This window comes from Cellvibrio sp. OA-2007 (assembly GCF_000953825.1).
Classification (GTDB): Bacteria; Pseudomonadota; Gammaproteobacteria; order Pseudomonadales; family Cellvibrionaceae; genus Cellvibrio.
Genome location: NZ_BBUL01000020.1, coordinates 15,445 through 29,448, shown reverse-complemented (window position 1 = coordinate 29,448; position 14,004 = coordinate 15,445). Strand labels below are relative to the sequence as shown.

The window sequence follows — 14,004 nt, the reverse complement described above, 5'->3', positions numbered from 1 at the left end:
ATTGTGCTTTTGATGAATCTACACATCATTTGCTTAAAGGTTTGTAATCCCCCTGTGATTAATACTCCGCTTGCTATTTTAAATTCCACTTTTGGTTATCACGAATTTCGCGGCCCGCAGGCGGCGGTGATTGATGCCTTGGTGGCCGGTGACGATGTTCTGGTGCTGATGCCGACCGGCGGTGGTAAATCCCTGTGTTACCAAATTCCTGCGCTGGTGCGCGAGGGTGTGGGCGTGGTGATTTCACCGCTGATTGCTCTGATGCAAGATCAGGTCAGTGCACTGCGCGAATTAGGTGTGCGCGCCGGGTTTTTAAATTCATCGCTCAGTGCGCAGGAAATGCGTGCCACCGAGTTGGCCTTGCAGCGTGGCGAATTGGATATGCTTTATGTCGCGCCTGAGCGTTTGATTCAGCCGCGCACGCTGGAATTATTTCACCAGATAAAAATTTCCCTGTTTGCGATTGATGAAGCGCACTGCGTATCCCAATGGGGGCACGATTTCCGCTCGGATTATTTAAAACTGGAATTGCTGCACCGCGAATTCCCGCAGGTGCCGCGTATCGCATTAACGGCAACGGCGGATGTGCGAACTCGCGATGAAATTATCGCGCGCTTGCAATTGGAGAATGCGCAGCAATTTATCAACGGATTTGATCGCCCGAATATTCAATATCGCATCGCGCAAAAAAATAATCCCAAAATTCAGCTGATGCGTTTTTTGCGGGAGGAACAAGCGGGCAACTCGGGCATTATCTATTGTTTGTCGCGCAATAAAGTCGAGCAAATTGCCGCCTGGCTAAGCAGTGAAAATTTTACTGCGCTGCCCTATCACGCAGGTTTGCCGGCCAATGTGCGGCAAAAAAATCAGGAGCGATTTTTACGCGAAGACAACATCATTATGGTGGCGACTATCGCCTTCGGCATGGGTATAGATAAACCCGATGTGCGGTTTGTCGCGCATTTGGATCTGCCCAAAAGTATTGAAGCCTATTATCAGGAAACGGGTCGCGCCGGGCGCGATGGTGAACCGGCTACCACTTTATTGCTCTACGGTTTGGAAGATGTAGTGAAGCTGCGGCAGATGATGGCGCAGAGCGAAGGCAGTGAAGAATTCAAACGCAATGAACAACAGCGTTTAAATGCAATGTTGGGCTTGTGTGAAATTACCAGTTGTCGCCGCCAAAGTTTACTGCGTTATTTCGGCGATACGCTCGCGCAGCCCTGCGGCAATTGCGATTGCTGCATTACGCCGCCGCAAACCTGGGATGCAACCGAAGCGGTGCAAATGGCGCTCTCCTGTGTCTATCGCACCGGCCAGCGTTTTGGTGCAGGCCATGTGATCGATGTGTTGCGCGGCAGCAACAATGAAAAAATTCTGTCGTTTGATCATCACAAATTAACTACTTACGGCATTGGTAAACACCTAAGTGCGGATGAATGGAAAGCGGTGTTTCGCCAGCTAGTCGCGCGCGGTTTGCTCGATGTAAATGCCGATGGTTTTGGTGGTTTGATCTTAAATGAAAGCTGTCGACCCTATTTACGCGGCGAAGAAAAAATTGCCCTGCGCCGCGATATTAAAATGGTGACCAGTTCACCGCGCCGCGCCAACCTCGGCCAGAATATTGAAGCGGAAGATCAGGGTCTGTGGAATGCACTGCGCAGCTGCCGCAAACGTTTGGCAGAAGAACAAGGTGTACCGCCCTACGTTATTTTTCACGATGCAACATTGCGCGAAATGTTGGAGTTCCGCCCACTCACTACCGAGCAGTTGCGCAGTATTACCGGTGTGGGTGAAAGTAAATTAAAACGTTTTGGCGATGATTTTTTAGCGGTGATTCGCGCAGCAGAATACGGGGAATAAAAATGCGCCCTGTATTAATCGATGCGCATCAGTAAATTTTTCTGTTGTGTTTTAAGAATCAATCCGCCCCATAACAGCGCTGCGATAATCAGCAGCGCGCCAATGCCAAAACTGCAATTGGCAATCGCTTGGGTGCTATCCAGCGCATTCATCATGGTCAATAAATTTCCCCAGTCGTGTGACTCTTCGCCGCCGCCACCGATTAATGGCAGCGCGCGATATTCAGCATCGGCTATGTAAGGTGAAACATCGATAAAACTTTGTCCACACCACCAGAGCATAATGCTGCCAGCAAAGGTGTCGCGCTGTTTAAACACAAAGACGCACATTAACGCTAAGGGTAATAACACCTGAAATAAACTGCCGCCGAGTATCATCATAAAATCGCCAAACGGCATAAAGAAAATATGGCCAAATTCATGAAAAGGCAGATTGATGTTGTGCATGAATGAGCTGCCAATTTTTTCCCAATTGACTCCCGCCGTAATAAAATAACCACCCCAAACTACAAAGGCGACAAGGCAGGCGACTCGCGCCCAGAATGCACCTTCATCGACCCGCTCCGGCACATAAAAAAAGGCGGCAACTAATTGCTGGCGCCTCGTTGGAGTGGATTCAATTTTAATTTGTGCGTCGGGTTCGGTTGCTTGCGGTAAATCTGCCTGTGTTTGTTTTGCAATAAACTTGCTGTACACAATGCCGCAATTAGGGCAGATATCTGCATGGATAGTCTGATCAATCGCTTGCCGTTGATAGCGACATTTGGGGCAGATAGTTGTCATATTGCGTCTTATTTAAGTTGATCTTTTTATTTTGTTTCTGGCGCTGCCACTTCTGCTGCGCGCAATTCTACTGGCGAAATAGATGCGTGATGCAGGGTTTGGGTTGGGAAGGCAATCTCGGCGCCGTGTTTGCTGATGATCTCGTGGATCTTTAGCAATACATTTTGTTTCACTTCGTGGTAGTGAATCCAATTAATCGTTTTGGTAAAACAGTAAATAAAAAAATCTAACGATGACGCATTAAACTGATTGAAATTGACGATGGTAGTTTGGCTGGTATCGATTTCATCGTCATCAATTAACATTTGTTTAACGTCTGCAACAATCTTGCTCATCAGGTGTGCATCGTCATAGCGAATGCCAATCACTTCGTGAATACGGCGATGGCTCATGCGCGATGGATTTTCTAACGAAATAGTGGCAAAGGTACCATTGGGTACATAGAGCGGGCGTTTATCAAAGGTGCGAATAGTAGTAAGGCGCCAGCCGATTTTTTCTACTGTGCCTTCAATGTCCTGATCGGGTGAACGCACCCAATCGCCAACACTAAACGGGCGGTCCATATAAATCATCAAGCCGCCAAAAAAATTCGCGAGCAAATCTTTTGCGGCAAAACCAATCGCAATACCGCCAATACCACCAAAGGCTAACACACCGGAAATGCTGTAGCCCATGGATTGTAAAATCACCAATACCGCAGTGATGATGACCGAGCCGCGCAGCAATTTACTCATTGCTGATACAGTGGTTGGGTCCATCGGGTCGGCCATTTTTTCCGGCGATACCACGATGCGCTCTGCGCCACTGATTAGACGCACAATAAACCAGGCGATCATCGCAATTAAACCGAGCCGCGCAACCGGTTCGGCAAACGCGTAAAATGTAGTGCCGGCGACGTGATCGGCCATGGCCGCAGAGAGCGATAAACCGACAATCCAGATCATGGTGCTAATCGGTTTGCGCGCCGCCCACAGAATAGTGTCATCCCACAGGTTGTTGGTTTTATCAAAATGTTTTTGCAGTTGTTTAAATATTTTCCCCACAACAAAACTGACGATAAAGGTGAGTAAGACCAACGAAAATATTTTTATACTGCCGCCCCAACTGGTGTCGGCCATACCAAAACCTTTAAATATTTCGTCGAAAAAATCCAGCTTCATACTTACCTCTCTTTCTAGTAACAAAAAAATTCACTTCATCGTCTTGGATATATTCAAAATCGGCCGATTTTTCACCGAGTGTTGGAACATAGTGAATCAATTGGTGCAGGGATAAATCTTCCTTGTACCAGATTCACGCGCCGGTCGGTACTGCTTATCAACTTGATCTATCAATTAACCGGGATAAACGAGGCCTGTGTGAGTACCTGACATTGGAGAAAATTGCACTGGTCACCGGTGGCAGCCGTGACTTGGAGAAAAGTACTGTATTGACAATAGATACACAAAGAATAGACTGTATATCTATTGTCCATACAGGAGGGGTTGTTATGCGTGCTGCTGCGATTAATTTACGCGCTTTACCTGAGCAGCGTGATCTGATTGATCAGGCTGCCAGTTTGCTGGGCAAAAATAGGTCTGACTTTATGTTGGAGGCTGCCTGTGAGCGCGCTCAAGCGGTGTTGTTGGATCAGGTGTTTTTCAGCCTTGATGCTAGCAAATTCCAGCATTTTGTGGCGTTACTGGATGCTCCTTTGTCTGCGAACCAAGGTTTGGAACGATTAATGGCGGTGAAAGCTCCGTGGGATGAGAGCAAGGTATGAGTTTGCGTTTATCTGCGCCGCAACCTTTGTTGGAGTCCCACATTATTGGTGATTTTGATTGTGGTGAGGTGAGCCTGAACGACTGGCTCAAACGCCGGGCTCTGGTTAATCAAGCCAGTGGCGCCAGCAGGACGTTTGTTGTTGCTGATCAGGATAACCGTGTGTGTGGTTATTACGCATTAGCTGCCGGTGCGGTTGCACACCAATTGGCGACGGGATCGGTTAAACGCAATATGCCTGATCCTATCCCCGTTTTGGTACTCGCACGTTTGGCGGTTGACCTGCGCGCGCAGGGAATAAAACTGGGTGCTGGCTTATTGCGCGATGCGGTTAATCGCGCGGGATCGGTTGCGCAAAATGCCGGTGTTAGAGCCTTGGTCGTACATGCATTGCATGAACAAGCGAAAGCATTTTATGAATATTATGGATTTGGTGTTTCGCCGATTCATCCACTGACATTGATGTTGCGCTTGAACTGAGTTCTAAAAAAATCCGCGCAACAGGTAGTCATTTTTGCATTGATATTTTGGTTTCCCTTCTTCTAAAACTCTCCATCCCGCGCCATGCGTTCGCGTTCTTTGCGGTCTTCCTCTTCTGCTTTAGCGTCTTCAATAATGCGCATCATGGTGGCCAGATCAGCCTCCACATTGCTCTGCGCAAATTCGCCGGTGAGTTTGCTGTTCGGGTGCAAATTGCCGTGTTCAAACAAATCCCACATTTCATCGGCATAGTGCGTGACTAACAAATCGGGTGCGTACTGGCCAAAATAATCGCGCATATTATTTACATCGCGGGTCAGCATCATTTTCGCGCTGTTGTTACCGGCGGCATTGACCGCTTGGGGTAAATCGATGACCACCGGGCCGGAGTGATCGACCAATACGTTAAATTCAGATAAATCGCCATGCACGAGACCTGCACAGAGCATGCGCACAATTTCGGTAATCATTTGGGCGTGATAGGCGCGTGCGGTTTCCGGGTCAAAGGCGACGTCATCCAAGCGTGGTGCCGGGTCGCCCTCTTCATCGACCACCAGCTCCATCACCAATACACCATCCACAAACCAATAGGGTGTAGGTACACGCACACCGGCTTCGGCGAGGCGATACAGCGCCTCTACTTCGGCGTTGAGCCAAGCCTCTTCCGCCTCTTTTTGGCCGTAGCGAGTGCCCTTTGCCATAGCGCGAGCGCGGCGCGAGTTGCGCACAGTGCGCCCCTCTTGGTATTGCACAGCTTGTTTAAAGCTGCGTTTTTTGGCTTCTTTATAGACTTTGGCACAGCGGACTTCATTATTGGCGCGCACTACAAAAACCTGCGCTTCTTTGCCGCTCATGAGGGGGTAATAGACTTCGTCAATCAGGCCATCATTGACCAGAGCCGCTAAGCGATTGGGTATTTTCATTGATATTGGGGTTCAGCTGTTCGGGGTCTAAAGGATATTCCCCCGCATAATAACACCCTGAACTTGTTACCGGAAAAACGATTGCCTGAACCTGCAGGATAAAAAAACAGCGCATCGGTTCAGGATGCGCTGTTATAAAGGGATTATGTTACGGATTAAATGGGTAAGTATTTCTTCAGAAAGTTTTCCATCGCCTCAAAAGTTTGTTTGCGATCAGGATAATAATCCAGGTAGTGGGTACCATTTTCCAGTTCTACATATTCGTACACCTTGCCGTGGTCTTTTAATTCGTCGGCCATGATGCGGCTTTGCACAACGGGTACAGTGGTGTCGTCTTTTCCGTGAATTAACAGGATAGGAATTTTCACGCGTTCAGCCATGCGCACTGGTGAGGTCTCTTTAAGCTGTGTTTTATCCTCTCCGAATTGTTTGCGTGCGGTATTTTTGTTGGTGAAATTGCGGAAACTGTCACGCATCTTGATCAAATCCGACATGCCGGCAAAACTGATCGCACATTGAAATAAATCCGGTGTCTTGGTCGCGCCCATGAGTGCAGCGTAGCCACCATAACTGGCGCCGACAATACATACTTTTTTGGGGTCAGCGATTTTTTCGTCAACCAAATATTTCACCGCATCTTCCAGATCATCCTGCATTTCCAAACCATAACCGCCTACTGCTTGCATCATAAAATCATGGCCATAGCCTGATGAACCACGAAAGTTGGGTTGAAAAACGACATAGCCGCGATTAGCCATAAAGGTGGAAAACAGATCGAAACTTTTTCCGTCTTCACTCATAGGGCCGCCATGGGGCAGGATAATAGTGGCAGTAGGCTTGTTGGAGAATGTTTTGGGGAGAGATAAAAATCCTTCCAGCTCCAAACCATCGCGCGCTTTGTAAGTGCGTGATTGTTTTTCGACTAACACATCTTCGGTCAAATCCGGATAGCTAGTTGCGACATGAGAAATAGATTTTTCGTCGCGATCGCCGAATAAATAATTGCCGGGATTGGTGTTATTGGTGGTGAATAAGATGTACTTGCGACCATCGCTACTCATGCTGCTGATGTAGTTGCGGGTGTCGGGTAAGGCTTTATCCAATCCCGCTTGAAACGCTTTAAATTCCTGATTCCAAAATACACTTTTGGACGAGCCGTCGTTGTAATACAACCCGACTACCTCTTTCAGTGCGCTGGAGTAAATCAAGCGGCCACTGACATCATAGTCTGGGCTGCTTAATACTAATTCTCTGGGGTATCCCGGTTTGGACAAATCGGTTTTAAACAGCGCTTGGCGGCCTTCATGGTCAGCAAAAATATACAATTCATTGGGGTTGTGACCAAAACCAGCGATGTTGATTTCTGGCTCATCAAATACAATATATTCCCAAGCCACTACCCATTTATTAGTGGCGCTGTCTAAAACTTTGTAACTGACTTTGCGTTTTTTATCGTCATAGTGTTGGCCAACGCGCACATTGCCCGCGCGGTCTGCATACCATGAGCGTACTGTACTGGAATGTTTTTTTATTTTTTTTAATTTTCCGGTATACACATTCGCTTTATATACCGTTTGATGTAGCGGCATTTCGCGATCCACACTCAATAAAATATGATCGGGATCATCGGGTAAATAACTGATGATATTGTCCTGAAATTGGCTTACCCAGCCATTTGCATCATCATCCGGTTTTACTAACGTAATCATTTTGCCCGGTTTTTTAGCATCGGTTGCAAGCAGGCGTGTTTGCATATATTTCACGCCGTTTCGCAAGCGGCTATCAAAGCGCAAGCTCATCAGGATGCGGTCATTGTTTGCCCAGGCTACCCAATTGAATTTAAATTGTTTGTTATCGGTTTTGGTCGGGTAAAAAACCTTGCCGGTTGCGATTTCCAATACCATCAATACTGTATCGCCACCAACATTTTTAAGTGCGAGTAAATGTGTACCATCGGGCGAGAGCTCGATGTCTTCTACCAATTCACCCTTATAAAAAACTTCCAGTGGTAGTTGAGTGTGTTTTTTAGCGGATTCAGTAGCGCTGAGAGATTGGACTGCACAGGTCAAAACCAGTAGTAAAAGAGTTGCCACCTGGCGGTGAGCTAAAGCGAGCCGAAACATGTTGTTGTCCTTAGTTTTGTGGGTAGATACCGCAGTCTCATTCCTGATCTTCCGGTTCCATGAGCTAATCGCCCTTATCCAGGTTCCTATTTCAAGCATGGATCACTGCTGTGCAAAGTATCCACAAGTGCAAATCAGGCGTCAACTTTGTGTTAGCCTGCATCTATTTAACGACCTATTGAGTTTATAGCGAGCATCTATGCGCGGCATGCATTCATCGGGGTTATCGGTTCACCCTAACAATGAAACACGAACTAACACGGCCAAGGTAAATTTGCGCCAGAGCATGGCCTATTTGCTGCCTTATTTGTGGGATTTTAAGGGCAGGGTGATGTTGGCGGTGGTGGCGTTGCTTGCCGCTAAAGGTGCGACGCTAGTGATGCCTTGGGCACTCAAACATATCATTGATGGTGTGGATCGTAATATCGCACCAGAATTGGCATTGCCTGCCTTTTTTATTTTGTTCTATGGCGCCTTGCGTTTTGGCAGTGTGTTTTTTGGCGAAGTACGCGATGCATTGTTTAGCCGTGTAACCGAACATGCGATGCGCAAAATTGGTTTGCGAGTATTCCAACATTTGCATTCATTGGAGATGGCATTTCACCTTGATCGCGCGACCGGCGGTATTAGCCGCGATATAGAGCGCGGCACCAATGGCATCAGTTTTTTGATGCGTTTTTTAATGTTCAATATTGTTCCCACCCTGTTTGAAATTCTAATGGTGGCGATTATTTTTGCCGCTGCGTTTTCTATTTGGTACGCGGTAATCACTTTGGTCGCGGTGGCAATCTATGTGGTGTTTACTATTTACACCACTGAGTGGCGCAATAAATTTGTACGCGAGGCGAATCAGGCCGACTCATCCACCAGCACCCGTGCGATTGATTCGCTGCTCAATTATGAAACCGTAAAATATTTTAATAACGAAAGCTACGAAGCCGAAACCTACGATAAATTTCTCGCCAATTGGGAGCAGGCTAAATTAAAAAACCGTATGTCTCTGCTTGCGCTCAACTCAGGGCAAGCATTGATTATTGCCGTGGCAATGACCGCGATGATGTGGATGGCGGCGCAAAGTGTGATTGATAAGGAAATGACATTGGGCGATTTGGCGATGATCAACGCTTACATGATTCAATTATTTATTCCGCTCAACTTTCTCGGTTTTGTCTACCGCGAAATACGTCGCTCGCTAACCGATCTGGAAAATATGCTCGCGCTACTAAAGCGCAGCCCCGCAATTTGTGACAGCGCCGATGCACAACCGCTGCAAGTCGACAAAGGCGCAATCCATTTGCAGCAAGTGGATTTTGGTTACCACCCTGAGCGCCCTATTCTGAAACAATTTAATTTGCAGATTCCGGCAGGTACCAAGGTGGCGATTGTCGGCTCCTCCGGTGCGGGTAAAAGCACTCTCTCGCGTTTGCTCTACCGCTTTTACGATATTCAGTCCGGCAGCATTGAAATTGATGGGCAGGATATTCGCAGGGTTACGCTGGATAGTTTACGCCGCGCTATCGCCATAGTGCCGCAGGATACGGTGTTATTTAATACCAGCATTCGCGAGAACATTGCTTACGGTAATCCCCAGGCGAGCGATGAACAAATCGACCGCGCGATTAAGATGGCGCATCTTGAACAATTTATTAATAGCCTGCCGCAGGGCGATAAAACCCTGGTTGGCGAGCGCGGTTTAAAAGTATCGGGCGGCGAAAAACAGCGCATCGCCATTGCACGAGTTTTATTAAAAGGCTCGCCAATTCTAATTTTCGACGAGGCCACCAGTGCGCTGGATTCCAATTCCGAAGCGGCGATTCTCGCGGCCATGCAGGAAGTGGCCAGTGGCCATACCACGCTGGTGATTGCACACCGTTTATCAACTGTGGTGGATGCGGATCAGATTATCGTCTTGGATGCGGGGGCGGTTATTGAACAAGGCACACACGTTGAATTATTAGCCCGGCAAGGAAAATATGCGCAAATGTGGGCGATGCAATTGCAGGAACGCGAATAAAAAATGGGCGGGTCAATCGCTTGACCCGCTCACTTCCAATTACTCTCTAGTCAGCCAATAGGCTGAATTAGTTAGCCATTTCTTTTGCGGCTTCTTTGGTTTCTTCCGCTGCATCTTTCATTGCGTCAGCGGCATCGGCTGCGCCTTCGCTGATCGCTTCACCGGTTTCTTCCATCGCTTCAGCGGCGTCGTCTTTCATTTCTGCGGCCGCATCGGCCATATCATCAGCCGCTTCCTTCATTGAATCGCCCGCGGCTTCCATAGTTTCAGTAACCGCTTCTTTTACTTGTTCAGTAGTGGTTTTTGGCTCTTCTTTTGCGCAAGCAGTGAGCAAACCGGCGGAAATTAAGAGAGTGGCAAGGGTATGAATTGGTTTCATCGTTCGATCCTTATGGTGGTATTGAGGTGGTAGATGCGGCCAATACAAAGCTGCGATGCAGTCGCAATGACCGCTGCGGGCAGTCTATACCTATGAGTGCAATCATAAAAGGATAAAAATCTTTACGCCGAAGAACCAAACAGGTGCGAAGTAAAAATTTCATGCATCTTTTTAGACTTGAGTGCTGCAAACAAAACGGTGCATAGCGGGTTTTATTGCAAAAAAACATTTGTAATGCGCCCCAATAATTGACATACGCGCCAATTTTTTAACTTGGCATAGCTTTCGCTAATGCACCAACACCAATACGTAAAACGAATGTGGTTGAGGAGTTATTAAAGGGCAGACTTGGATCGCCCGGCAGTGACAGATAACTGCAACTATTGATTGATGTCAGGTGCTTAGCATGTCAGGAACTACCCATACCGAATCCAGATGGCAGTTTGATTACGGAAAATATCGCGGCATTATTATTTCCATTGCCCTATTTCTATTGCTAGATGCCTCTGTGTTACTGTTTAATTTTTACGTATCGTTTGAAATTGCCGACGATGCGGTTGGGGTCAACCTTGCCGGGCGTCAGCGTATGCTGTCGCAACGCATGGCAAAAACCCTTTTTGTATTAGATGCATCGCGCGATGACCCGCAGGGGTTCAAAACCGCATTTGATGAGTTGCAGCTCAGTAAGCATTTATTTGATGAAACACTCGCTGCATTTAACACTGGTGGTGTAGTACGCGGTGCAGGGAAGGAAGTAGTAACACTGGAACCTGTCACTAATCGTTTGGGGCGCGATTCACTGCTTAACACCCTAGCGCTGTGGCAGCCCTATAAAAATGCGATAGAAAACTTTTCTAATGATGTAGAACAAAATACTGCGTTTGACGGCTCTCTTGCCACTGCAGTTGCTATGGCAAGGTTACACAATTTGCCGATCCTTACCTCCATGAACGATCTAACGCTCAGCTTGGAGCAAGTCGCCGCTTCCAAGGCCACCCGTCTCCGCATTATTCAAACGGTTGGCATTAGCCTCGCAATTATCAACTTCCTTTTTATTATGCTGCACTTTGTGCGGCAATTGCGCGATAGCGATAAGGTGATTGAAAAAGCCCGGCGTGAAACCACGGAAATTCTTGAAACAGTAAACGAAGGTCTGTTTCTGATTGATAAGGATTTAATTATCGGCGAACAGCACTCTGCGCGGCTGCTTGAGGTGCTCGGTCAGCAGGGATTCGCGGGTAAATCCTTGCAGGTATTATTGGAAAATATTGTCAGTGCAAAAGATGCAGAAACCGCCCGTGGTTTTATCGAATTGTTATTTGACGCCAATGTAAAAGAAAAATTAATTGGCGATTTAAATCCGCTAAATTTGGTTGAGGTTAATATAGCGCAGGACAATGGCGGGTTTCTTACCAAACATTTGCAATTTAGTTTTGCGCGCGCCTATCAAAAAAATGATGACGATGTACAAATTATTTCCCATGTATTAGTGACGGTGTTGGATATCACTGCGCAGGTCAAATTGGAGCGTGCGCTCAATGAGAGCCGCAAGCACAATGAATCGCAACTGGAAATGTTGACCGGACTGCTGCATACCCATCCGGGGTTACTGAGAGAATTTATCGCCAATAGTTTTAATTGTTTTAATCGCGTCAACAATATTTTACGCCAACCGGCTAAAACCACTCAGGCCGTGCGCGACAAAGCTACTAGCATTTTTCGGGAAATCCATAATTTCAAAGGTGAGGCGGCATCACTTAAGTTGGAGTTTTTTGAAAATGCAGCCCATAAAATGGAAGATACTTTGGCGCTTTTGTGCGAAAAGCGCGACTTGAGCGGCAATGATTACCTTGGTCTTACCGTGCAATTGGAAAACCTGATTAGTTACACGCAGCAGATTGAGCATCTCACCGAAAAGCTGGGGCAGTTTGCGGTGGTGAGCAATCATATTCAGCGCCCCGCGACTAATCACTATAGTGCCGGTAGTCGCCGCAGTGATGGTTGGGATCATCTGCATGACTTTGTACAAAATATTGCACTGCGCAATGGCAAGCAGGTCAAGTTAGTTGCCAGTGGTTTAAGCGAAATTAATTTGGCAACTGCTGCGCAACAGCAATTAAAAGAAATTTGTATTCAACTCTTGCGCAATGCGGTAGTGCATGGCATTGAATCGCCACGGGATAGAGAGTTGAGTGAAAAACCTATCACTGGCCGTATTGATTTACGGCTCGCAAAAATATCTGACACTGAAATGGAATTGACGGTAATGGACGATGGCCAGGGCCTGGATTACGAAGCCATTCGCACTAAAGCGTTTAAATCCGGTAAATGGCCGGAAGCAGAAATTGAAACCTGGACAAATAAACAATTGCTCGGATTAATTTTTCATGAGGGCTTTAGCACCGCAAAAGACATTAATAAAGATGCAGGTCGCGGCGTGGGTATGGAGGCAGTGATGAACCATGTGTTAACCCAGCGCGGCAAAATTAGTGTTTCCAGTCGTACCGGTCGCCATTGCCGCTTTGTGATCACCTTGCCAATCGCTCACGCCACCAGCGGCGAAGAAATAGCAGCCTGAATTTGAAAGGAAAATAATATGCTGTCACTGATGATTGTGGATGACTCGAATATTATCCGCCGTAAAATTGAACGCTGTAATGATTCAGATAGGTTTCGCGTAGTTGCGGCAGCTGCCAATGGAATAGAGGCGCTTGAATTATTTAAACAGACCCGCCCGCAAGTGGTCACCATGGATTTAACTATGCCGGAAATGGATGGCATTGCCTGCATTGAGCAACTGATGGCGTTGGATTCAAAGCTGCGCATTTTAGTGATTTCTGCGCTATCGGATAAAGCCACTGGCATCTCTGCACTAAAAAAAGGTGCGCGTGGATTTTTATGCAAACCCTTTACGGATGATCAACTGCTGGAAGCGCTTACCGAGCTAACTGAAGATTAGGACCTGGCGAATGTCACAAGAAACCTTGCAAGTATTTATCGATGGCGTGGTGCGCTATTTTCATCACACCAATGACAAGAATGTAAAAGTGGGTACACCTTATTTAGTCGAAAATAATAAACCAGCGGCTTATGATGTAACTGGCATAATCGGAATCTCTGGTCCTTATCGCGGCTGTGTCTATTTCACCGCGCCGCGTATTTTGCTCAAACATTTATTGTTGAGTATTGGCGAGTCGGATACTAGCAACGAACATATTTTTGATTTGGTGGGAGAGGTTGCCAATACCATTTCTGGCAATGCACGTAGCCGTTTTGGGCACGAATTTATGATTTCAGTACCAGTGATGATTGAAGGTGCACCCAATCATATTCATTTACCGGCACAGATGCGCTCCTATGTTATTCCCGTTTACTGGAAGGCCTATCACGCAGCGGTAGTGATTTGTTTGGAGCAGTAGCCTGATCGCTGCTCAGCGAGTGAAATGGGTACTCAAATAAAGTTGTTCGACTTTTTCACGCGCCCATGGTGTTTTGCGTAAAAATTTCAAACTGGATTTCACACTGGGGTCGGCTTGAAAACAGCGAATACTGATCAAGCTGCCCAACTCTTGCCAGCCATAGTGTTCGGCCAGCCGCGTCACTATGGTTTCCAATGTCAGGCCGTGCAGTGGATTATTTTTTTGCTCGGTCATGTTTTTTCTCACAGAAAAAGAAGCCG

The 14,004-nt window shown here is 47.0% G+C and carries 13 protein-coding genes; 7 read left to right on the top strand and 6 right to left on the bottom strand.

Annotated features, from left to right (window positions below; genetic code table 11):
* Window positions 1-54: 54 nt before the first annotated feature.
* On the top strand, window positions 55-1,863 hold the full coding sequence (gene recQ / locus AWU77_RS00440; protein WP_152625209.1) for a DNA helicase RecQ: 1,809 nt from the start codon (window positions 55-57) through the stop codon (window positions 1,861-1,863).
* A gap of 14 nt (window positions 1,864-1,877) precedes the next feature.
* Here recQ and AWU77_RS00435 read toward each other — a convergent pair whose 3' ends face one another.
* Both AWU77_RS00435 and AWU77_RS00430 read right to left on the bottom strand, forming a co-directional pair.
* Window positions 1,878-2,645 (bottom strand): hypothetical protein, encoded by a 768-nt coding sequence (locus AWU77_RS00435; protein WP_062057580.1) that lies wholly within the window; start codon window positions 2,643-2,645, stop codon window positions 1,878-1,880.
* A 26-nt stretch (window positions 2,646-2,671) separates the two neighbouring features.
* The gene (locus AWU77_RS00430; protein WP_062058441.1) at window positions 2,672-3,763 is read right to left on the bottom strand and encodes a mechanosensitive ion channel family protein; all 1,092 of its coding nucleotides are present in this window, start codon (window positions 3,761-3,763) and stop codon (window positions 2,672-2,674) included.
* 371 nt (window positions 3,764-4,134) lie between these two features.
* Here AWU77_RS00430 and AWU77_RS00425 point away from each other — a divergent pair, with 371 nt between their 5' ends.
* Both AWU77_RS00425 and AWU77_RS00420 read left to right on the top strand, forming a co-directional pair.
* Complete coding sequence (locus AWU77_RS00425; protein ID WP_062057578.1) at window positions 4,135-4,407, top strand: DUF1778 domain-containing protein; 273 nt, start codon at window positions 4,135-4,137, stop codon at window positions 4,405-4,407.
* Entirely contained in the window at window positions 4,404-4,886 is a 483-nt protein-coding gene (locus AWU77_RS00420; protein WP_062057575.1) for a GNAT family N-acetyltransferase, read from the top strand. Before AWU77_RS00425 ends, AWU77_RS00420 begins: the two co-directional genes overlap by 4 nt.
* A gap of 62 nt (window positions 4,887-4,948) precedes the next feature.
* Here the strand turns inward: AWU77_RS00420 and AWU77_RS00415 are convergent, their stop codons facing one another.
* Together AWU77_RS00415 and AWU77_RS00410 are read right to left on the bottom strand one after the other, a co-directional pair.
* Window positions 4,949-5,809: a PA4780 family RIO1-like protein kinase gene (locus AWU77_RS00415; RefSeq protein ID WP_062057572.1), complete on the bottom strand. Its 861-nt coding sequence runs from the start codon at window positions 5,807-5,809 to the stop codon at window positions 4,949-4,951.
* A gap of 155 nt (window positions 5,810-5,964) precedes the next feature.
* Complete coding sequence (locus tag AWU77_RS00410) at window positions 5,965-7,932, bottom strand: S9 family peptidase (RefSeq protein ID WP_062057569.1); 1,968 nt, start codon at window positions 7,930-7,932, stop codon at window positions 5,965-5,967.
* A 199-nt stretch (window positions 7,933-8,131) separates the two neighbouring features.
* Between AWU77_RS00410 and AWU77_RS00405 the strand changes: the two genes are divergently transcribed.
* Complete coding sequence (locus tag AWU77_RS00405; RefSeq protein WP_084617876.1) at window positions 8,132-9,946, top strand: ABC transporter ATP-binding protein/permease; 1,815 nt, start codon at window positions 8,132-8,134, stop codon at window positions 9,944-9,946.
* A 67-nt stretch (window positions 9,947-10,013) separates the two neighbouring features.
* On the opposite strand, the gene AWU77_RS00400 is transcribed toward AWU77_RS00405, so the two are convergent.
* Complete coding sequence (locus AWU77_RS00400) at window positions 10,014-10,325, bottom strand: hypothetical protein (RefSeq protein WP_062057565.1); 312 nt, start codon at window positions 10,323-10,325, stop codon at window positions 10,014-10,016.
* Between the two features lie 406 nt (window positions 10,326-10,731).
* Between AWU77_RS00400 and AWU77_RS00395 the strand changes: the two genes are divergently transcribed.
* From AWU77_RS00395 to AWU77_RS00385, 3 genes are read left to right on the top strand one after another with little or no spacing between them, the layout of a single operon-like run.
* Window positions 10,732-12,903: an ATP-binding protein gene (locus tag AWU77_RS00395; RefSeq protein ID WP_062057562.1), complete on the top strand. Its 2,172-nt coding sequence runs from the start codon at window positions 10,732-10,734 to the stop codon at window positions 12,901-12,903.
* An 18-nt stretch (window positions 12,904-12,921) separates the two neighbouring features.
* Complete coding sequence (locus AWU77_RS00390) at window positions 12,922-13,284, top strand: response regulator (protein WP_062057559.1); 363 nt, start codon at window positions 12,922-12,924, stop codon at window positions 13,282-13,284.
* Between the two features lie 10 nt (window positions 13,285-13,294).
* On the top strand, window positions 13,295-13,744 hold the full coding sequence (locus tag AWU77_RS00385) for a chemotaxis protein CheX (protein WP_062057556.1): 450 nt from the start codon (window positions 13,295-13,297) through the stop codon (window positions 13,742-13,744).
* A 12-nt stretch (window positions 13,745-13,756) separates the two neighbouring features.
* Here the strand turns inward: AWU77_RS00385 and AWU77_RS00380 are convergent, their stop codons facing one another.
* Window positions 13,757-13,978: a VF530 family DNA-binding protein gene (locus AWU77_RS00380; RefSeq protein ID WP_062057552.1), complete on the bottom strand. Its 222-nt coding sequence runs from the start codon at window positions 13,976-13,978 to the stop codon at window positions 13,757-13,759.
* Window positions 13,979-14,004: the final 26 nt, after the last annotated feature.

Bases quoted from the DNA above. Each gene is read 5' to 3' on its own strand.
- AWU77_RS00435 (WP_062057580.1), bottom strand. From the start codon at position 2,645: ATGACAACTATCTGCCCCAAATGTCGCTATCAACGGCAAGCGATTGAT.
- AWU77_RS00430 (WP_062058441.1), bottom strand. From the start codon at position 3,763: ATGGCCGACACCAGTTGGGGCGGCAGTATAAAAATATTTTCGTTGGTC.
- AWU77_RS00425 (WP_062057578.1), top strand. From the start codon at position 4,135: ATGCGTGCTGCTGCGATTAATTTACGCGCTTTACCTGAGCAGCGTGAT.
- AWU77_RS00420 (WP_062057575.1), top strand. From the start codon at position 4,404: ATGAGTTTGCGTTTATCTGCGCCGCAACCTTTGTTGGAGTCCCACATT.
- AWU77_RS00415 (WP_062057572.1), bottom strand. From the start codon at position 5,809: ATGAAAATACCCAATCGCTTAGCGGCTCTGGTCAATGATGGCCTGATT.
- AWU77_RS00410 (WP_062057569.1), bottom strand. From the start codon at position 7,932: ATGTTTCGGCTCGCTTTAGCTCACCGCCAGGTGGCAACTCTTTTACTA.
- AWU77_RS00405 (WP_084617876.1), top strand. From the start codon at position 8,132: ATGCGCGGCATGCATTCATCGGGGTTATCGGTTCACCCTAACAATGAA.
- AWU77_RS00400 (WP_062057565.1), bottom strand. From the start codon at position 10,325: ATGAAACCAATTCATACCCTTGCCACTCTCTTAATTTCCGCCGGTTTG.
- AWU77_RS00395 (WP_062057562.1), top strand. From the start codon at position 10,732: ATGTCAGGAACTACCCATACCGAATCCAGATGGCAGTTTGATTACGGA.
- AWU77_RS00390 (WP_062057559.1), top strand. From the start codon at position 12,922: ATGCTGTCACTGATGATTGTGGATGACTCGAATATTATCCGCCGTAAA.
- AWU77_RS00385 (WP_062057556.1), top strand. From the start codon at position 13,295: ATGTCACAAGAAACCTTGCAAGTATTTATCGATGGCGTGGTGCGCTAT.
- AWU77_RS00380 (WP_062057552.1), bottom strand. From the start codon at position 13,978: ATGACCGAGCAAAAAAATAATCCACTGCACGGCCTGACATTGGAAACC.